The sequence below is a fragment of the Phenylobacterium sp. genome (assembly GCF_016793285.1).
GTDB lineage: Bacteria > Pseudomonadota > Alphaproteobacteria > Caulobacterales > Caulobacteraceae > Phenylobacterium.
Genome location: NZ_JAEUMO010000010.1, coordinates 13,837 through 33,069, shown reverse-complemented (window position 1 = coordinate 33,069; position 19,233 = coordinate 13,837). Strand labels below are relative to the sequence as shown.

General features: G+C 70.8%; 18 protein-coding genes. 7 read left to right on the top strand and 11 right to left on the bottom strand.

Annotation, left to right across the window (positions count from 1 at the left end):
* The first annotated feature begins 8 nt into the window (after positions 1–8).
* A complete protein-coding gene (gene murG, locus JNL41_RS00885) occupies positions 9–1,103 on the top strand; it encodes an undecaprenyldiphospho-muramoylpentapeptide beta-N-acetylglucosaminyltransferase (RefSeq protein ID WP_293472286.1) in 1,095 nt (364 codons plus the stop codon).
* Positions 1,104–1,147: 44 nt separating this feature from the next.
* Here murG and JNL41_RS00880 read toward each other — a convergent pair whose 3' ends face one another.
* The 3 genes from JNL41_RS00880 to purC are packed head-to-tail and all read right to left on the bottom strand — an operon-like array spanning position 1,148 to position 2,530.
* Positions 1,148–1,534: a hypothetical protein gene (locus JNL41_RS00880; RefSeq protein ID WP_293472284.1), complete on the bottom strand. Its 387-nt coding sequence runs from the start codon at positions 1,532–1,534 to the stop codon at positions 1,148–1,150.
* A 1-nt stretch (position 1,535) separates the two neighbouring features.
* Complete coding sequence (purS, locus tag JNL41_RS00875) at positions 1,536–1,775, bottom strand: phosphoribosylformylglycinamidine synthase subunit PurS (RefSeq protein WP_293472282.1); 240 nt, start codon at positions 1,773–1,775, stop codon at positions 1,536–1,538.
* The gene (purC, locus tag JNL41_RS00870) at positions 1,775–2,530 is read right to left on the bottom strand and encodes a phosphoribosylaminoimidazolesuccinocarboxamide synthase (protein ID WP_293472280.1); all 756 of its coding nucleotides are present in this window, start codon (positions 2,528–2,530) and stop codon (positions 1,775–1,777) included. Before purC ends, purS begins: the two co-directional genes overlap by 1 nt.
* 236 nt (positions 2,531–2,766) lie before the next feature.
* On the opposite strand from purC, the gene JNL41_RS00865 reads away from it, so the two are divergent.
* The 3 genes from JNL41_RS00865 (at position 2,767) to JNL41_RS00855 (ending at position 5,538) form a co-directional block, all read left to right on the top strand.
* On the top strand, positions 2,767–3,090 hold the full coding sequence (locus JNL41_RS00865; RefSeq protein ID WP_293472278.1) for a DUF1476 domain-containing protein: 324 nt from the start codon (positions 2,767–2,769) through the stop codon (positions 3,088–3,090).
* 145 nt (positions 3,091–3,235) lie between these two features.
* The gene (locus tag JNL41_RS00860; RefSeq protein WP_293472276.1) at positions 3,236–4,315 is read left to right on the top strand and encodes a DUF1214 domain-containing protein; all 1,080 of its coding nucleotides are present in this window, start codon (positions 3,236–3,238) and stop codon (positions 4,313–4,315) included.
* Between the two features lie 2 nt (positions 4,316–4,317).
* Positions 4,318–5,538, top strand: coding sequence for a sulfotransferase (locus JNL41_RS00855; RefSeq protein WP_293472274.1), 1,221 nt, complete (start codon positions 4,318–4,320; stop codon positions 5,536–5,538).
* Here JNL41_RS00855 and JNL41_RS00850 read toward each other — a convergent pair.
* From JNL41_RS00850 to JNL41_RS00815, 8 genes are all read right to left on the bottom strand, one after another.
* The gene (locus JNL41_RS00850) at positions 5,531–5,833 is read right to left on the bottom strand and encodes a hypothetical protein (RefSeq protein WP_293472272.1); all 303 of its coding nucleotides are present in this window, start codon (positions 5,831–5,833) and stop codon (positions 5,531–5,533) included. The two genes, JNL41_RS00855 and JNL41_RS00850, sit on opposite strands and share 8 nt — an antisense overlap.
* 61 nt (positions 5,834–5,894) lie before the next feature.
* On the bottom strand, positions 5,895–7,220 hold the full coding sequence (purB, locus tag JNL41_RS00845) for an adenylosuccinate lyase (protein ID WP_293472270.1): 1,326 nt from the start codon (positions 7,218–7,220) through the stop codon (positions 5,895–5,897).
* Positions 7,221–7,282: 62 nt separating this feature from the next.
* Positions 7,283–7,933 (bottom strand): PEPxxWA-CTERM sorting domain-containing protein, encoded by a 651-nt coding sequence (locus JNL41_RS00840; protein ID WP_293472268.1) that lies wholly within the window; start codon positions 7,931–7,933, stop codon positions 7,283–7,285.
* A gap of 110 nt (positions 7,934–8,043) precedes the next feature.
* Complete coding sequence (locus JNL41_RS00835) at positions 8,044–8,724, bottom strand: PEP-CTERM sorting domain-containing protein (protein ID WP_293472267.1); 681 nt, start codon at positions 8,722–8,724, stop codon at positions 8,044–8,046.
* 114 nt (positions 8,725–8,838) lie between these two features.
* Positions 8,839–10,308, bottom strand: a complete 1,470-nt coding sequence (locus JNL41_RS00830) for an MFS transporter (RefSeq protein ID WP_293472266.1) — start codon at positions 10,306–10,308, stop codon at positions 8,839–8,841.
* A 114-nt stretch (positions 10,309–10,422) separates the two neighbouring features.
* Complete coding sequence (locus tag JNL41_RS00825) at positions 10,423–11,895, bottom strand: class I adenylate-forming enzyme family protein (RefSeq protein ID WP_293472264.1); 1,473 nt, start codon at positions 11,893–11,895, stop codon at positions 10,423–10,425.
* Positions 11,896–11,900: 5 nt separating this feature from the next.
* A complete protein-coding gene (locus JNL41_RS00820) occupies positions 11,901–13,343 on the bottom strand; it encodes a class I adenylate-forming enzyme family protein (protein ID WP_293472262.1) in 1,443 nt (480 codons plus the stop codon).
* A 26-nt stretch (positions 13,344–13,369) separates the two neighbouring features.
* Entirely contained in the window at positions 13,370–14,749 is a 1,380-nt protein-coding gene (locus JNL41_RS00815; RefSeq protein ID WP_293472260.1) for an MFS transporter, read from the bottom strand.
* A gap of 131 nt (positions 14,750–14,880) precedes the next feature.
* Here JNL41_RS00815 and JNL41_RS00810 point away from each other — a divergent pair, with 131 nt between their 5' ends.
* The 3 genes from JNL41_RS00810 (at position 14,881) to JNL41_RS00800 (ending at position 19,161) form a co-directional block, all read left to right on the top strand.
* Positions 14,881–15,510, top strand: a complete 630-nt coding sequence (locus JNL41_RS00810; RefSeq protein ID WP_293472258.1) for a glutathione S-transferase family protein — start codon at positions 14,881–14,883, stop codon at positions 15,508–15,510.
* A 266-nt stretch (positions 15,511–15,776) separates the two neighbouring features.
* Complete coding sequence (locus JNL41_RS00805; protein ID WP_293472256.1) at positions 15,777–16,310, top strand: DUF1697 domain-containing protein; 534 nt, start codon at positions 15,777–15,779, stop codon at positions 16,308–16,310.
* Positions 16,311–16,437: 127 nt separating this feature from the next.
* Positions 16,438–19,161 carry an adenylate/guanylate cyclase domain-containing protein gene (locus JNL41_RS00800; RefSeq protein ID WP_293472254.1) on the top strand — a complete coding sequence of 908 codons (2,724 nt, stop codon included), beginning with the start codon at positions 16,438–16,440 and terminating at the stop codon, positions 19,159–19,161.
* The last annotated feature ends 72 nt before the right edge of the window (positions 19,162–19,233 follow it).

Here is a 19,233-nt window from a genome sequence, read left to right as displayed (position 1 = left end):
GAGGAACGATGCGTAAGATCGCCGTCGTCGCCGCCGGGGGCACCGGCGGGCACCTGTTCCCCGCCCAGGCGCTGGCCGAGGCCCTGATCGCGCGCGGCTGGGGCATCGTGCTGGCCTCCGACGAGCGGGTGGCGGGCCTGGCGCAGGACTTCCCGGCCGAACGCCGCATCGGTCTCTCGGCGGCCACCTTCAGGCGCGGCGATCCCGTCGGCATGCTCCGGGCGGGGTTCGCCGTCTCCCGCGGCGTCCTGCAGGCCCGGGCCGTCTTCCGCGAGATCGGCCCCAGGATCGTCGTCGGCTTCGGCGGCTATCCCTCGGCGCCGGCCCTCGTGGCCGCGATCCTCGACCGCCGCCCGACCGTCATCCACGAGCAGAACGCGGTGATGGGGCGCGCCAACCGCGTGCTCGCCCCCTACGTCCGCACCGTCGCCTGCGCCTTCCCGACGCTCAAGAAGGCTCCGGAGAGGGTGGCCGGACGCGCGCAGGTGGTCGGCAACCCCGTGCGCCCGCCGATCCGCGCGCTGTTCGACCTGCCCTACATGCCGCCCGAGCCGAACGGCCCCGTCCGCCTTCTCGTCACCGGCGGCAGCCAGGGGGCGCGGCTGCTCTCCGAGCTCGTCCCCGAGGCGATCAAGGCGCTGCCCGAAGACCTGCGCAAGCGCCTGCAGATCGTCCAGCAGACCCGGGCCGAGAGCATGAACACGGCCCGCCGAGCCTACCGCGACGCGCTCGTCGACGCCGAGATCGCGCCCTTCTTCCGCGACATCGCCAGCCGCCTGCGCGACGCCCACCTGGTCATCGGCCGGTCCGGCGCCGGCACCGTCTGCGAGTTCGCAGTGGCCGGGAAGCCCGCGATCCTCGTACCCCTGGCCATCGCGCTGGACGACGACCAGGGCCAGAACGCCCGGCTGCTGGCCGACGCCGGCGGCGCCGAGATCGCCCGCGAGGCCCAGCTCACCGTCGAGAGCCTGGCGAGCGCGCTCACCATCCTGCTGAACAATCCGGCGCGGCTCGCCAAGATGGCCGCTTCCAGCCGCAGCGTCGCCATTCCCGACGCCGCCGAACGCCTCGCCGACGTGGTCGAGCGGACCGCGGGCGCCTAGGCAGTCCGGTGCTCAGGCCGGGCGGAGGTCGGGCCGGGCGGAGGTCATGGGGTCCCGCCCTTGCGCGTCCAGGTCTTCAGGCTCTCGAGATAGGCGAGAAGCTCGTCGTAGCCCCGCTTCGAGCCGTAGGCGCAGCCGGTGGTATGCACCTTGGACGTCGCCCGCTGGATCATGATCGCCGGGTGCGCCGGCGAGCCGGGACGCGTAACGAGGTAGCTCACCTTGCCGTCGGGCGAGGAGTAGTAGCTGTAGGGCTCGGCCCCGACCTCGCCGGCCGGCACGAGCCTGGGCTGCGCCTTGATCGCCGCGACCTGTGCGTCGAAGGGCCTGGCGCAGTCGAGGTCCATGTAGACCACCCGCGCGTCCTCGTTGGGCTTCTGCGAGCAGCCGCAGAGCGTGAGGGCGGCGATCAGCGCAGCCCCCGGACGCACCCTAGGCCAGCTCCACCCGGTAGCTTTCGATCACGGTGTTGGCGAGGAGCTTCTCGCACATGGCCCTGACCTCGGCCTCGGCGGCGGCGGCGTCGGCAGCCTTCAGGTCGAACTCGATGGTGCGGCCGACGCGGACGTGTTCGACGCCGCTCCAGCCCAGGCCGTGCAACGCCTGCTCGACCGCCTTGCCCTGCACGTCGAGAACGCCGGGCTTCAGGAACACGTGGACTTTGGCGCGCACTAGTGGAGGCCCCCCTGAATCACGGTGGGCATCTCCTTCATGATCCCGAGACGGCGCGCAACCTCGGTGTAGCTCTCGATGACGTTGCCGAGGTCGCGACGGAAGCGGTCCTTGTCCAGCTTCTCGTTCGTCGCGGAATCCCAGAGGCGGCAGCTATCGGGGCTGATCTCGTCGGCGAGGATCACGCGCGCGAAGTCGTTTTCCCAGACCCGGCCGAACTCGATCTTGAAGTCGACGAGCGTGATGCCGACGCCCTGGAAGAGGCCGGTGAGGAAGTCGTTCACCCGGAGCGTGAGCGCCATCATGTCGTCGATCTCCTGGGTCGAGGCCCAGTTGAAGGCGGTGATGTGCTCTTCCGAGACCATCGGGTCGTGGAGCTTGTCGTCCTTCAGGTAGAACTCGATGATCGAACGCGGCAGGGGCTGGCCCTCAGGAATGCCGTAGCGCGTGGACAGCGAGCCGGCCGCGACGTTGCGGCACACCACCTCCAGGGGGATGATCTCGACCTCCTTGATCAACTGCTCGCGCAGGTTCAGGCGCTTGATGAAGTGGTTCTGAACCCCGATCGAGTTCAGCTTCGTCATGATGTATTCGCTGATGCGGTTGTTGATGACGCCCTTGCCCTCCAGGACGGCCTTCTTGGTCGCGTCGAAGGCTGTGGTGTCGTCCTTGAAGTACTGGATCAGAGTCCCGGGCTCGGGCCCCTCATAGAGGATCTTGGCCTTGCCCTCGTAGATCTTCTTGCGGCGGGTCATATCTGGAGCCTTCTCCATGGGGCGAGGACTTGTCCGCGTCGGTGAAACGAAAAACGCGCGCGACTGATCCTCCGCGCGCGGGTCCGACTCGGCCTCTCGCCCCCATTCAGGCGTGGCAAAAATAGCGAAAGCGGCCGGGTTCCGCAAACGGGTGCGGGGATGCCGCTTTCCATTGCTTGGCCCGCCTGCGCACGATATGGGATCGCCCGCTCCGTGAGTTTTGCCCCCAGGACCCGATGACGACCTTCGACGAACGCGAACAGGGCTTCGAGAAGAAGTTCGCCCTCGACCAGGAGCAGGAATTCAAGGCGCACGCGCGCCGCAACCGCGCGCTCGGCCAGTGGGCCGCCGGCCTGATGGGCCTGCAGGCGCCGCATGTGGACGAGTATGCGAAGGCCGTCGTGAAGTCGGACTTTGAACTGCCGGGCGACGAGGATGTGTTCCGCAAGGTGTTCGAGGACCTGAAGGGCGCCGGCGTGGCCGTGTCCGAAGGCGAGGTCCGCATGAAGATGGCCGAACTGCTGGCCCAGGCCCGCGAAGGCGTGAAGTCGGGGAAGTGACCCGGTAGCGCCACGGCGCGGCGAAGGCCGGGATCCAGCCGGCCCACCCTAGAACCCGTTCGAGCAGCACGCCGGCCGCGGTCATGCGGCTGCCCTACGGTCAGCGCGCGCGCCTGCTAGCGTTCCCACGAGCAGGGGGATGCGCATGGAAGAGACGGCGAGCGGACCGCACCAGGCGTGGCAGGGATTCGTCGAGGCGCTGGCCGAGGCGGGACGGCGCATGGAGGCTGCATCCGGAGATCTCTCGCCGCAGGAGCGCGCGGACGGGTTCCGGGCGCTGGCGCGCGCGCTGTCCAACCAGCTCGGCCGCCTGGAGGTGGACGACGCGCGGCCTGAGCTCGCGCCGTTCAACCTGTGGCGCTCGAAGTTCTACATGGACAATCCGGACTGCCTCTACTGGGTGGCCGAGATCGCCGGCGGCGGCTGCTATCGGATCGAGGGCGTGGCGCGGCATGCGGCCTTCACCTCGGTGAACGTCTACGAGGGCCAGGGCCTGGAGGCGCAGACCGTGGCGCGGATCACCAGCGACGAGCTGGTGCTGGACGCCCGGGGGCGCTTCACGCTGACCCTGGGCGGGGCGGCCGGCGACGCGGTGGGGCAGTGGGTCCCGATCCCTGCCGGCGCGAACATGGTGTGGGTCCGCCAGTTCTATGACGATCCGGAGCGGATGGACGGCGACTGCGCGATCGCAAGGGTCGATGACGTCCCGGCTCCGCCGCTCATCGAGGCCGCGCGGTTCACGCGCCGCCTGAAGAACACGGGGGTCACCCTGGAGCGCGCCGCGAAGGTGCTGGCCCGGAGCGCTGCCCAGGAGACCGATGCCGCGAACAGCATCCGCGAGTGGTCGGAGATGCAGGGCGGGGCGGTCTACACCGAGCCCGGCATTCACTATCAGCGCGGGGCCTGGCGGCTGGAGCCGGGGCGGGCGCTGGTGATCGAGGGGCGCGCCGTCGCAGCTCGGCACTGGAGCGTGTTGCTCTACAGCCGCTTCCTGAACTCGCTGGACTACCGCAACCGCACCGTCTCGCTGGCGGGGCCGCGGGTGCGGATGGACGCGGACGGCCGGTTCCGGATCGTGATCGCGGGCGAGGACCCGGGCGTCGCCAACTGGCTCGACACCGAGGGCCGGCCCTACGGCCTCTTCGTGATCCGCTGGCTGCAGCCGGCCGAGACGCCCGAGCTGCCGGCCGTGCGGGTCGTCGCCATCGCGGACCTGGAGCGCTGAGCGTGTGGACGCAGGCCGAGCGGAGCCCGGAGGCGCAGGCCTTGTACGCGGCGGCCGAGGCCGACCGCGCCGCCAATCCTGACCGCTATCGCCTGGACGTGGACGCGGTGACGGCGGCGGCGTTCGCGAAGGGCGGACTGTCCGAGGCGGACGACGGCGACTGGCGGGCTGGCCTGGAGATCTATCTGGCGTCCGCGCGCGAGGAGGGGCGGCTGAACGCGCTGGGCGTCCGGAGCATCGCGGGCACGGCCAGCGGCCGCCTGCAGGCGCGTCGCGGCATGGCGCGGGCGCTGGAAGCGGCGCCGGAGCGGCAGGCGCGGACGGTCGATCGGCCGGTCTTCATCCTCGGCGGCTGGCGGACGGGGACCACGCTGCTGCAACGGCTGATGTCCGCGCTGCCCGGGCTGCGCGGGCTGTTCCCCGCCGAGCTCTCTGCGCCGTGGCGCTTCGCCGGCCTCGATCCGGCGGCGCGCGAAGCGCTGATCGACGCGGGCGAGGCGGCGCATCGGCGGCTTCACCTGCTCAATCCGGCCATGGCCTCGATCCACCCGTCGGGCGGGCGGCTGGAGGAGGAGTGCGTGCTGGCCATGGGCGCGGACTTCCGCAACTGGGGCTTCACGTCGACGCTGCGCTGTCCGGCCTACGCCCGGTGGCTGGCGACGCAGGACTTCGTGGGCAGTTACCGCCGCTACCGCGACGTGCTGCGGCTGCTGGACGACGGCAGCGGCCGCCGCTGGCTGCTCAAGGCGCCGGCGCACACGGCCGAGCTGGCCAGCCTGCTGACGGTCTTCCCGGACGCGTGCCTCGTGCATCTGCACCGCGACGTGGTGCAGACCGTGACGTCGGGGGCGAGCCTCTTCGCGGTGTTCCGCTCGACCTACAGCGATGCGGTCGATGCGCGCGATGTCGGCCGTTACCAGTTGGACGCGACGGCGGCCTGGTTCGACCGCGCCATGGCGGCGCGCGACGCCCGCCCGGAGGCGCGCATCGTGGATGTGGCCTTCACCGACCTCGCGGCCGATCCCGCCGGCGTGGCCAGGAAGCTCTGCGCCGCCTGTGACGTCGACTGGACCGAGGCGAGCGAAGCCGCGGCCGCGGCGCGGCTGGCCGAGCTCAACCGCCAGCACGGCGTGCATCGCTACGCGCCGGAGGACTTCGGGCTCGATCCCGACGAGGTCCTGGAGCGCTTCGCCGTCTATCGGGGCCGTTTCGGGCTCAGGTGACGGCGCGGTCTGCCAGGAACGGGCGACTGATCTTCTTCGGTACGATCTGGGTCCAGGCCTCGAGGACGAGACCCTCGAGTTCGGCCTCGTCGAGATGGCCGAGCTCGACGTAGCTCCAGTAGACGGTGGCGACGGGGCACTTGCTGAAGGTCTGCGGCCGGATCTCGAAGAGGAGTTCCTGGTGGCCCTTTTCCAGCTTCAGGATCACCCGGCCGTCGATGGCCAGCGCGAAGCTCTTCGTACCGACGTTGAACCAGGGATTACCCTTGTAGGTGACCTCATGGGCCCCGGGCATCGCCAGGGCGAGGCGGCGGAGATCGTCGATCGTGGTGGCGATGACGGCCTCCGTTCCGGGTCTACTCGGCCGCCGCCCTGGCGTGGGCGTCCTCGCCGAACACGCGGGCGAAGATGCGGTCGACGTTCTTGAAGTGGTACTCGAGGTCGAAAAGGTCCTCGAGTTCGGCGTCCGAGAGAGTGATCTCGGGGTCGGCCTTGAGGAAATCGAGGAAGGCCCCTTCGCCGCGCCAGACCTTCATGGCGTTGCGCTGAACGGCGGCGTAGCTCGCCTCGCGGGAGAGGCCCTTCTGGGTCAGCCCCAGGAGCACCCGCTGCGAATGCACCAGGCCGCCGAGACGGTCGAGGTTCTTCGCCATGTTCTGGGGATAGACCACCAGCCGGTCGATCAGGCCGGCGAGGCGGCGCAGCGCGAAGTCCAGATGCACGGTGGCGTCGGGGCAGATGCCGCGCTCGACCGACGAGTGGCTGATGTCGCGCTCGTGCCAGAGCGCCACGTTCTCCATCGCCGGCGTCACCGCCGAGCGGACGAGCCGCGCCAGGCCGGTGAGGTTCTCGGTCAGGATCGGGTTGCGCTTGTGCGGCATGGCCGACGAGCCCTTCTGGCCCGGGTCGAACGGCTCCTCGGCTTCCAGGACCTCTGTGCGCTGGAGATGCCGGATCTCGATGGCGATGCGCTCGATGGAACTGGCGACGACGGCGAGGGCGGCGAAGTAGGCCGCGTGCCGGTCGCGCGGGATCACCTGGGTCGAAACGGGCTCCACGGCCAGGCCCAGCTTGTCGGCGACGTAGGCCTCCACGTCCGGCGAGACGTTGGCGAACGTGCCCACGGCGCCGGAGATGGCGCAGGTGGCGATCTCGAACTTCGCCATGGCCAGGCGCTCCTTGGCGCGCTGGAACTCGGCGTAGTGGCCCGCAAGCTTCAGGCCGAAGGTGGTGGGTTCGGCGTGGATGGCGTGGCTGCGGCCCACCGTGGGCGTGAAGCGGTGCTCGAACGCGCGCTTCTTCAGCGCCGCCAGCACCATGTCGACGTCGTCCAGCAGCAGGTCGGTGGCGCGGCTGAGCTGGACGGCCAGCGCCGTGTCGTTGACGTCGGACGAGGTCATGCCCTGGTGCAGGAACCGCGCCTCGGGACCGACGATCTCGGTGACGTGGGTGAGGAAGGCGATGACGTCGTGCTTCACTTCGCGCTCGATCTCGTCGATGCGCTCGGCGTTCCAGATGGCGTCGCGGCCCTTCTCCCAGATCACCCGAGCGGCCTCCTTAGGGATCACGCCCAGGTCGGCCATCGCGTCGGCCGCGTGCGCCTCGATCTCGAACATGATCTTGAAGCGCGTCTGGGGGCTCCAGACGTCGGCGGCTTCCTTGCGGGTGTAGCGGGGGATCATGGGCGGGGTGTCATGCGACGCCCCGCCCAAGTCAACCTCTTACGAACGCGAGGCCGATCGCCTCAGGCGGCGACAGCGCGGCGACGGCGGAACATCGCCCCCGCCATGCCGAAGCCGCCGATCATCAGGGCCCAGGCGGCCGGCTCGGGCACGGCGGCGCTGGGGCCGGGGCCGAGGTCGGAGGGCTGCTGTCCCGGGTCGCCGCCATCGAAGCCTTGACCGCCGTTGTCGGGGCCGCCGGCGTTCGGGCCATCCCCGTCCGGGCCGGATTGCGCATTGAAGGCCTGGAAGAAGCCCCCGCCGCCGCCCGTTTCCGGCACGAAGATCTCGAGCACCAGCGTCAGGTCGCCGTCCTCGGGGTTCCAGGTGAAGTTCTCGCCCCAGAAGTTCAGTTCGTCACCGGCGATGCCGCCCATGGTGTAGCTGCCCCAGGTTCCGATCTCCTGGCCGTCGATCTGGAACGAGAGGCGGAAGGTCTCGCCGTCCAGGTCGCCGAGGATCGACCGCGCGAGCGCCAGTTGGCTCACGGTGATCGGGCCGCCCGCGCCCGCCGCCGACCAGGTGTGCGTGAAGGAGCCCTGGTCGAAGCAGTTGGTCGCGCCGCAGGCCTCGGTCCAGCCGGCGTTCACCGTCGCCGCGCCTGCCGGCGCAGCGGCGACGGTCAGGGAAAGCGCCCCGATCGCCGCCAAAATCGTCCTGTCGAGCCCGCGCATGTGTCCGCACCCATTTGTCGAGTCATGGACAAACAAGCGCGACCATAGGTGGAGCCGCAAGCACTCGCCCCGCTGGCGCGAGCACCATTCTCCCGCTAAGCGAAAATTAACTATACCCTAAGTGGCGCCAGCCGCCGGGCGCGGCGCAGTGCGGACCCGGCGCCCAGGAACCCCGCGACCATCAGGGCCCAGGCGCCCGGCTCTGGCACCGCGTTGGCTGCGGGGAGGACGTCCGCGGGGGTGAGGCCGGGGGGCATGCCGGGGGCCGCAAGGCCTCCGCCGAAGGCCTGCGGGCCGCTGCCGGCCCACGCGCCGAGGTCGCCCGAGAGGCTGCCGCCGCCGCTGCCGCCGCCCGCGAAGAAGCCGCCGCCGCCGCCCTTCTCGGGGATCAGGAGTTCGAGGTTCAGGGTCAGCGCGCCCATCGAGTCGTCCCAGTCGAACGACTTTCCGCCCAGGACCACCACCTGGCCGGACAGGACCGCGACGGTGAAGGCGCCCCAACTGCCGATGGTGTCGCCCGCGGCGTTCTGGAAGCTCACGCGGACGGCGTAGTCCTGCATGGTCCCCAGCAGGTTGCGGTCCAGGGCCAGCGCGGCGATCGAGGCGCCGCCCTGGAAGTCGCCCGCCGACCAGGTGCGCTGGTAGACGCGCTGGGTCTCGCTGAAGCAGCCCGTCGTCGCGCAGAGGCTCGACGGATTGACGGAAAGCACGGTGGCGGCCTCGGCGGCCGGACCGGCGCAGATCGCGCACGCCGCGGCGGCAAAGGTGGCGAGCCCGAAGCTCCGATGCATATGTCAGCCCCACTCAATACAATGTGCGGCCCCCGACATTGCCAACAACTCGCCGCAGTTGCGGTTGGTTGCGGTGCGAAGCTCGGCTGACGAGATTTTTGTGCGGCCTCCCGCTCAGCTCACCTTGGCCGCCTGCGCGCGGGCGATGTCGCGCGGCAGCGTGATGGCGGCCAGAAGGTAGTGAACCCCGGCCCAGGCGTAGATCAGCAGGTTCGAGACGATGCCCGAGCGGGTGCCCTCGTTCATGGCCGCCTTGCAGGCCGCCGCGAGCTCGGCCGACGACCCCGCCGGCGCCGAGCCGCCGGGGCAGGCCGTCAGGAAGTCGCCCGCCATCCCCTTGGCCGTGAAGGCCGCGCGCGCGAACTGGTCGATGCACCAGCCGCAGAAGGGGGGACCGAAGCCGAGCGCGATCAGGTTCAGCACGAAGAACATCAGCGCCACGGCGGTGGCGCGCATGCGCGTGTCCATGGCGTTCTGCACCACCCCGAACGTCGGGCCGAGGTAGGTGTAGTGCAGCACCCCGGGGATCAGCAGGATGGCGTAGGCCAGTTGCCAGCTCTCGCGGGTGTAGGCGTAGATGTAGATCGGCGTGGCCAGGATGAGGCCGATCGCCGGCACGAGCGCGTACCAGCGCAGCGAGCGCTTCGACGCCCAATCGGTCAGGAAGCCGCCCAGCAGCGTGCCGGCGCCGTTCGAGACGCCCGCCACGAGGCCGCCCACCACGCCCACGACCGCCAGCCCCAGCCCGAACTCGCGCACGAAGTAGGCCGGCGCGTAGTTTCCGGTCCCGTAGCCGGCGAAGCTCGCCATGGTGATGCCGGCGATCATGTGGAACATGCCCCAGCTTCCGAAGAGGCGCTTGCCGACCGCGAGGATCGAGGGCGGGGCCGCAGGCAGATCGGTCGGCGCGCCGGCTTCCGAAGCCTCCTGGCCCAGCGATGCGGGTGGCTCGTCGGCCAGGACCTGCCGGTCGGCCCAGCCGCGCGGCGGCTCCTTGACGAAGAGCTTGATGGATATTGCGACCAGGAGGCCCGGGACCCCCACCGCCATGAAGGCCGCCTGCCAAGACAGGTTCTCGGCGATCCAGCCGCCCGCCATCGCCCCGAACATGCTGCCGAGCGGAATGCCGAAGGCGTAGATCGACAGCGCCGAGGCCCGCTTCTTCGGCTCGAAGTAGTCGCTGATCAGCGAGTGCGCGGGCGGGCTGAGGCCCGCCTCGCCCACGCCCACGCCGACGCGGAAGAGGAGCAGGTGGACGTAGGTCGTCGCCGTGCCGCAGAGCGCGGTGAACGCGCTCCAGATGACGATGGCGATGGAGATGATGTTCACCCGGCTCGTCCGCTCGGCCAGCCGCGCGATGGGGATCCCCAGCGCCGTGTAGAGCAGCGCGAACGACAGCCCGCCCAGCCAGCCCAGTTGCTGGTCGCTGAGCTTCAGGTCGACTTTGATCGCCTGGCCGATGGTGGAGATGATCGTCCGGTCGATGAAGTTGAACGTGTACGCCAGCACCAGCAGCCACAGCACCGCGTTGCGGTAGGACGTGGAGTAGGCGGGCGCGCCGGAGGTGGTGGCCGATGAACTCATGTGACGCGCATTCCCCGCTTCGACTCACCCGCCCGGCGGGTCGCCCCTGTCGGCGCGGACGTTAGCTGGCGTTTCGAAAAGACGGTAGGGGGGCTGCCGTAGGGTCGCGGCGCGTCACGGCTTCTGGCGGGCGCTGAGGAGGCGGTCGCGGAGCAGGGCCCGGTCGACCTTGCCCATGGCGTTCCGGGGGATCTCGTCGGTCCAGGCGAGGCGGAGCGGGGGAAGGTCGGCCACCGTGGCGAGATGGCGCACGAGCCGGCCGCGATCGAAGCCCGGGGCGGCGGTGACGGCGAGCCAGGCCTGATCGAGGCCGTCGTCGCCGGGCGCGGCGAAGCAGGCGGCGTCGAGCACGCCCTCGACCTCCAGGGCGGGGGCTTCGAGGCGCTGGGGCATGAACTTCCTGCCGCCGAGGTTCATGCGCTCGTCGAGGCGGCCCTCGATGACGAGGCGGCCATCGGCAAGGCGTCGGCCGAGGTCGCCCGTGCGGTAGCTGTTGGCGGCGGGGTCGAAGCGGGCGGCGGTGGCGGCCGGGTCGTCGAGATAGCCGGGCGCCGTTCGGGTGGAGCGGACGACGACCTCTCCCGACTGGCCGTCGGGCAACGGGCGGCCGTCGTCGTCTTCGATGGTGACCAGCGCGGAGGCGGGAACGTGGCCGACGGCGCCCGGGGTGTCGGCGAGCGCGGCGGCGGGGCCCGCGGCGACGCGGTTGGACTCGGTCGCGCCGTATCCGTGCCAGACGTCGGGAGTGATACGCAGCATCGCCTCGCGGGCGAGCGCCGCGGGCAGGGCCGAGCCCCCGACCTGCAGCCGCCAGCCGGGCCGCGGCCGGAAGCCGTGCGGGAGCCAGGTGAGGAGGTTGCGGAGCTGGATGGGGGTGAGGACGCAGACGCCCTGGTCGTGGGCCTCGATGAGGGCGGGCAGGGTCTCGAGCGTGACGCCGCTGGCGACGGCGGCGCCCACCGCCCAGGCGGCCACGGAGAGGCCGAAGCCCATGAGGCTGTCCGGGCCGGTCATCGGGACCCAGACGCCGAGCTTGCCGGGACCGTAGACACGGACGGCGGTGAGGGTGGCGGCCTCGAGCCGGCCCCAGGTGTAGCCGACGCGCTTGGGCGCCGCCGTGGTGCCGGACGAGAGCTGGACGCGCACGAGGGCGTCCGGGTCGGGAGCGAGGCGCGGGAGCGGCTCGCAAGGGGCCGCGAGGACGGCGGCGACCTGCTCGCGGGTGAGGGCGATCGTCTGCGGGCCGGCCGCGCTCGGCGACGGCGGGTCGCCGGCGCCGGAGGCGGGCGGGTAGGCGAGGCGGTGCGCGGCGGCCGGGTCGTCGTGCGGGGCGGAGGCCACGCCGAGCCGGGCCAGCGCGCAGAGCGCGACGCGGTTGATGTAGGGATCGGTGACGGCGAGCGAGACGGCGCCCTGACCGGGGGCGAGACCGGGGCCGGTCGCGAGGAAGCGGCTGAAGCGGTCGATGTCGGCGTCGAAGCGGGCGTAGGCGACGGGCCTGAACGGATGGCCCGGGCCGCCTGGGAGGATCAGGGCCGGCGTGCGCGGACGCCACGCGGCGCCGTCGCGGATGTAGCCGTCGAACATCCGGGCTAGCCGCCGGCCGGAGGCGCGTCGGGCCGGGCGGCCAGCGCGCCGAGGACGGCTTCGCGCAGCCGGTTGCGATCGACCTTGCCCATGTCGTTGCGCGGGATCTCCTCGGTCCAGGCGAAGCTGGGCACAGGGATGGCGGGATACGTCGCCAGGTGGGCGAGCAGGCTGTCGCGGTCGAAGCCGGGAACCGTGGCGACGGCGAGCCAGGCGCGGTCGAGGCCGTCGGGGCCGGGCACGGCGAAACAGGCGGCGTCGAGGACGCCCGGGCACTCGAGCGCCGGCTCCTCAATGGCGGCGGGCATCACCTTGAGGCCGCCGAGGTTCATGCGGTCGTCGGCGCGGCCCTCCAGGACGACGCGGCCGTCGGCGAGCCGGCGGGCGACGTCGCCGGTGATGAACCAGCCGTCGCGGAACCGCTCGGCCGTGGCTTTCGGGTCGCCGAGATAACCGCTCAGCATCCGGTCGCCGCGCACGCGCAGGTGACCGGGCTCGCCGGGCGGAAGCGGGACGCCGTCGTCCCCGACGATCTCGACGATCGCGCCGGCGGGCGGGTAGCCCACCGCGCCCGGAAACGCCTCGAGGTCCGCGGCATCGCCGACGAGCGAGAGCCCGGCCTCCGTCGCGCCGTAGATGACGCGGATGTCCGGGGTAAGGCGCAGGCGCGCCTCGCGGGCCAGCGCGGGCGGCAGCAGCGAGCCGCCGCAGGCCACGCGCCAGCCGGGCTGAGGCTGGAAGCCGGGGGGCAGGATGGCCAGGAGCTGGCGCAACTGGGCGGGGGTGAGCGAGAGCACCCCGGGCGGCAGCCGTTCGAGCCGGCCGGGCAGGTCCTCGAGCGTCACGCCGCCGGTCAGCGCGGCGCCGATGCTCCAGGCGCCCATCAGCAGCGAGAAGCCCATCATGGCGTCGACGCCCAGCAGCGGGATGCAGGTCCCGACGCGGCCGTGGAGATAGCTGTGCAGGGTCGCGTGGTTGCCGATCCCGAGGCGACGCCAGGAGAGCGGCAGGCGGCGCGGCGCCTGCGTGGTGCCCGACGAGAGCATCACGCGGCCGGTGGCGGTTGGATCGAGGTCGAGCTGCGGGAGCGGCGTCGCCGCGCGCGCGAACATGGCGGCCTGCCACTCGCGGGTGAGGAACCTCGCCGGCGGCCTGGGCGCGGCGCCGCCGGCGTCGGTGAGGCGAAGGTCGGCCGCGTCGTCGTTGTAGGGCGAGGAGACCACGCCCAGGCGGGCCAGCGCGGCCAGCACCAGCAGCAGCAGGTAGGGATCGTCGACCAGCACGGAGACGACGCCGATGGCGGGCGTGACGCCGAACTCGGCCAGCGCCGCGCCGCAGCGGTCGATGTCGGCGTCGAACTCGGCGTAGCCGGCCGTGCGGCCGGGCGAGATCACCGCCGGCGCGCGCGGGTTCCAGTGGGCATGGTCGCGGACGTAGGCGTCGAACATGACGCCAGCTTAGCCGTGGTCGGCGGTCAGCTCACCATCTCGTCGCGAATCCGGGTGCGGGCGACCCAGAAGAGCACGGCGCTGATCAGGCCGAAGCAGGCCGAGACGAAGAGCGCCCAGCGGATTCCGTCGGCCTTGCCGAGGCCCCAGCCGTAGTTGAACCAGTCGCTGAGCGCGCCGACCACCAGGGCGCCGCCGCCCAGGCCCACCATGTTGATGATGAACAGCACGATCGAGGCCGAGGTGGCGCGCATGTTGGCGGGCACCAGGGACTGGGCCGAGGCGTAGACGGGGCCATACCAGAGCGAGCCCAGCAGGGCGATCGGCACCAGGAAGCTGAGCGCCAGGATCGCCGAGTCGGCCGTGTAGGCGACGTAGTAGCAGGGGATGACCAGCAGGCTGGCGATGGCCGGGACCGAACCGTAGGCCCGCAGGTCGCGGGCGCCGTACTTGTCGGCGATGGCGCCGCCCAGCCAGCTCGAGGCGGTGCCGAAGATGCCGGCGATCAGGCCGAGGGCGAGGCCCATGAAGCCGATGGGCTTCAGCCCGAACTGACCGGCGAGCTGGGCGATCTCGGGACCGTGGTTGCGCAGGAAGAACGAGGCGGTGAAGGGCGAGTGGCCATAGCCGATGAAGGCCTTGATGGCCGCGCCGAAAGCCAGCAGCCAGAAGGTCCGCTTGGCGGCGAGGTACTTGCAGGTGGCGGTGAAGCCCATCTGGCTGGAGGCGTGCGCCTGGCGCGCGGCGGCGGCCATCGCGTTGCGCGGCTCCTTCAGCGTGAAGAAGCAGAGAATGGCGAGGATGAGGCCGGGCAGGCCGGCCACGAGGAAGGCCGTGCGCCAGCCGTAGGCGTCGGCGATGAGGCCGCCCATGGCGAGGCCCAGCAGGCCCCCCAGCGGCGTGCCCATCGAGAAGAAGGCGAGGGCCGAGGCGCGCTTCTCCTTCGGCACGTAGTCGGCGATGAGCGCATGCGCGGTCGGCGTGCAGCCGGCCTCGCCCAGGCCCACGCCCATGCGCGCGGCGACGAGGGTGGCGTAGTTGGTGGCGCGGCCGCAGAGGACGGTGCAGGCGCTCCAGACGGCGAGCGAGCCCGAGATGATCCAGACGCGGTTGAACCGGTCGGCGAGGCGGGCCAGCGGCAGGCCGAAGCCGCAGTAGATGATGCCGAACGCCAGGCCGGTCAGCAGGCCGAGCTGGGTGTCGGAGATCGAAAGCTCGTTCTTGATGGGCTCGGCCAGGATCGAGACGATCTGCCGGTCGAGGAAGTTCACCGTGTAGACCAGCAGCAGGACCACCAGCGCGTAGCTGCGGAATCCGGCCGAGACGAGGGGGGTTTCCGGCGCTGCGCCGACCTGTGCCGTATTCGAGGTCGTGAGCCCTTCGGGGGCGGGGGCGGCCTCGGACATCAGATGAGCTTTCCTCGATTTATCGTTGAGCAGAACTAAGATGGCGCCGCGGCGAGGGCCGCAATAGTCGAAGTGTTTCAGCGCCGCGACATGCCTTCGGGGCATGGGCCGCGCAGGGTCGGGAGAGCGCCGTGGAACTGGTGATCGGGACGAAGCGGTGGTCGACGTGGTCGCTCCGGCCGTGGCTGGTGCTGAGGCGCGCGGGGCTGGCGTTCACCGAGACGCTGGTGGAGCTTCGGCAGGAGAACAACGTCTCGGCCGACCGGATCCGGCAGCATTCGCCGAGCGGGCTGGTGCCGGTGCTGAAGGACGGGGACCTGGTGGTGTGGGACTCGCTGGCGATCAGCGAGTACCTCGCCGAGAAGGCGCCGGGGCTGTGGCCGGCCGATCCGGCGGCGCGGGCGATGGCGCGCGCGGCGGCGGCGGAGATGCACTCGGGCTTCCAGTCGCTGCGCGGCGAGTGCCCGATGGCGCTGGACGAGCCGGCGCGGGCCGTGGAGCTGTCGGAGGCGACGCAGGCCAACGTGCGCCGCTTGGTGGCGCTGTGGAGCGACATGCTGGGCCGCTTCGGCGGGCCGTTCCTGGCGGGCGACTGGTCGATCGCGGACGCCTTCTACACGCCGGTCGCGACGCGGATCCGGACGTACGGGATCAGGCTCTCGGACTACGGCGACGACGGGCGCTGCGGCGGATACGTCGCGCGCCTGCTGGCGACGCCGGAGTTCCTGGAATGGGAACGCGGGGCGCTGGCGGAGACTTAGGCGCTGCGGGGTTCAACCACGAAGGACACGAAGGGCACGCAGGGGCGCCACGCCCTCTCTTCGGGCCTCCGCAGTCATCCTGGAACCGCGGAAGGCGCGGAAGAACGCGGAAAACGCTGTCGGCGCCTTCCGCGCCATTCGCGTGTTCCGCGGTGCTTGCGTCGGAAAGCGCCGCTTCGCGGGCCTCTTGTGTGGTCGCGCCTTGGTATTCTTCGTGTTCCTGGTGGTTTGGATGACGGCGCCTGCGGCGCGTCGGGGAGATGCCGATGAAGCGCTATGCCGGGTTGCTCAGGGCCGTGAACGTGGGCGGGCGGAAGGTGGAGATGGCGCGGTTGCGGGAGGCAGCGGCGGGGGCGGGGTTTCATGAGCCTCGGACGTTGCTGGCGAGCGGGAACATCCTGTTCGGGACGGAGCTTTCGGCGGCGGAGGCGGAGCGGCGGCTGGAGAGGGTTATCGAGGGGGCGTTCGGGTTGTTCTCGGAGGTGATGGTGCGGGACCCGGAGCAGTTGAAGGCGGTAGCAGCCGCCAATCCGTTCCCGCGGCAGGCGGCGGACGAGCCGTCGCGGCTGATGGCGGTGTTCCTGAGCGGGGCGCCGCAGGCGGGGCTGGAGACGCTGGAGAGCGCGTGCGCGTTCGGCGAGGAGGTTCGGCCGGGGCCGGGCTGTCTCTACGTCTTCTTCCCGCGGGGGGCGGGGACGTCGAAGCTGTCGAACGTGGTGATGGAGCGGCGGCTGAAGGTGCGTGGCACGGCGCGCAACTGGAACACGGTGGGCAAGCTCATCGCGGCGCTGGAGGATTGACCGCTCGTCGCCCGGTTGCGCCGCGTCGGCTGGTCCCGGGCGAAATGCGAAGGTAAGCTGCCTGCGTCGGGGAGAGTCAGGGGGCGATGATGGGCGGTCCGTCAGCCGTCGCACGGATGCCAGCGCGGTGAACGCCTCACCGCCGCTTCGTCCAGCCGACCGACGCGCCGCGGCGGCCGCACCGGCGGTCGACAGCGGGCGCGCGCTGTTCTGGCGGCTGATCTTCATCTACTCGCTCGCGACGGGCGTGGCGGTGTCGGTGACGCTGCTGCTGGGCCTGCTGGGGCTGGAGTTCACGGCCTACCAGTGGCTGATCTTCTGGTCGGGCGTGCCGCTCGGGACGGCGTTCTTCACGTCGATCGACTTCTACGTGATCAACCGGCACCTGAGGCCGCTGGCGCCGGTGCTGAGCGCGCTGGACCGCGGGGTGCGGCCGAGCGACGAGGTGCTGGGGGCGGCGCTGGTGCGCGCGCTGAACCTCCCGCAGATCTCGGCGGTGCGGGTGACGACCCTGCACGGCCCTGCGGCGACCTTCGCGCTGATCGGCGTGATCTGGACCGCGAACACCGTGTTCCACGCGGGCATCGCCGGCTGGCAACTGATCGCACTCGGCACGATGATCTTCGTCTTCGCCTCGCCGGCGCACGCGATCTTCGAGTTTTTCGCGGTCTCCAAGGCGATCGAGCCGATCGCCATCCGTCTGTCGCGCGAGCTGGGCGGGCCGATCCCGGCGGAACAGGCGAAGGACCTGATCTCGGTGCCGCTCAGGAACAAGGTGCTGTTCCTGGCCATCTTCGTGTCGTCGCTGCCGCTCGTGTTCAGCGCGGTGTCGTTCCTGTTCAAGTTCGACCGGGTGCTGAAGGCGCACGGGTTCGTCGTGCCGGCGAACGAGATGACGTCGATGTACATCTGGGCCAGCGGCGTCGTGGCGGTGTGCATCGTGGGCGCGATCTCGATGGCGATCCTGACGGCGCGCGAGGTCTCGAACTCGGCGGCGCGGCTGGTGGAGGCCATGCGCCAGGTCGAGCGGGGCGACCTGGACGACGCCAAGGTCGAGGTGCTGACCACCGACGAGTACGCCGACATCAACCGCGGCTTCGGCCTGATGCTGGACAGCCTGCGCGAGGAGCAGCGGCTGCTGGAAGTCACGCAGGACCTCGCGGGCGAACTGCTGCTGGAGGCGCTGATCGGCCGGATCATGACGGCGACCACCGACCTGCTGAACGCCGAGCGGGCCTCGCTGTTCGTCTACGACGACAAGACCGACGAACTGTTCAGCCTGTACGCCGACGGGTTGGAGAAGGTGCAGATCCGGGCGCCCACCGGCGCGGGTATCGCGGGCGCCGTCTTCACCAGCGGCCGGACCGAGAACATCCCCGACGCCTACGCCGACCCGCGCTTCAACCAGGAGGTCGACAAGCGCACGGGGTTCCGCACGCGCTCGATCCTCTGCGTCCCGGTGACCAACAAGGCGGGTGCGCGCATCGGGGTGGCCCAGGCGCTGAACAAGAAGGGCGGCACGTTCTCGGCCAAGGACGAGGCGCGGCTGAAGGCCTTCGCCGCCCAGATCGCCGTCAGCCTGGAGAACGCCAAGCTCTTCGACGACGTGCTCTCCATCAAGAACTACAACGAGAGCATCCTGCAGAGTACGTCGAACGGCATCGTCACCGTGGACGCCGAGGCGAAGGTCGTGACGGCCAACGACCCGGCGCTGGCGTTGCTGGGGCTGGCGCGCGAGACGGTGATCGACCGGCCGTCATGGGAGCTGTTCCAGGGCGCCAACCACTGGATCTCGGAGAGCCTGGCCAAGACGCTGGCCACCGGGGAGACGCACCTGGCGGTGGACGCCGAGCTGACGCGCGGAGGGCCGGATGGCGACGGAACGACGGCGTCGGTCAACCTGACGACCCTGCCGCTGATGGATTCGAACCAGGAGCAGATCGGCTCGATGATCGTCCTGGAGGATATCACCGAAGAGAAGCGCGTCCGTTCGACCATGAGCCGCTACATGTCGAAGGAGGTGGCCGACCAGCTTCTGTCGGCCGGCGAGCTGGAACTGGGCGGGACCGAGCAGAAGGTGACGGTGATGTTCTCGGACATCCGCCGCTTCACCACCATCGCCGAGGCGCTGGGGCCGCGGGACACGGTCTCGCTGCTGAACGACTACTTCACCGAGATGGTCGACGTGATCTTCCAGCACGGCGGCATTCTCGACAAGTACATGGGCGACGGGATCATGGCGCTGTTCGGCGCGCCCATCGTCGGGCCGAACGACGCCGACAACGCGCTGGCGGCTGCCAACGACATGATGGCGCGGCTGGCGGTGCTGAACGAGCGGCGCGCGGCGGTGGGCGGCGAGCCGCTGGACATCGGCATCGGATTTTCGACGGGCCCGACGGTCGTGGGCAACATCGGCTCGGTGCGGCGCCTGGACTACACGGTGATCGGCGACACGGTGAACCTGGCCTCGCGGCTCGAAGGCACGACCAAGCCCTACGGCGCCAAGATCCTGCTGTCGGAATTCACGGTGCGCGAGCTGACCAAGCCGGCGATCCTGCGCGAGCTGGACCTGATCCGGGTGAAAGGCAAGGACCGGCCGGTCGCGGTGTACGAGTCGCTCGGCTACCGGGCGGGCGAGCCGCTGCTGGGCGATCTGCTGGAACTGCATGCGGTGGGCATCAAGGCCTACCGGGCGCGCGACTGGAAGGCGGCAGGCAAGGCGTTCTCGGAGGCGCTGAGGCTCTATCCCGACGACGGGCCGGCTCAGGTCTATGTCGAGCGCTGCCGCCTGCTGGCCAAGGCCCCGCCGCCCGACGACTGGGACGGCGTCTGGAACCTGACCGAGAAGTAGGCGGGCGAAAGCTCCACCCTTCAGGACGTCATGGCCGGCCTTGTCCCACGGCTGTCCATGACGTTCAGAGAG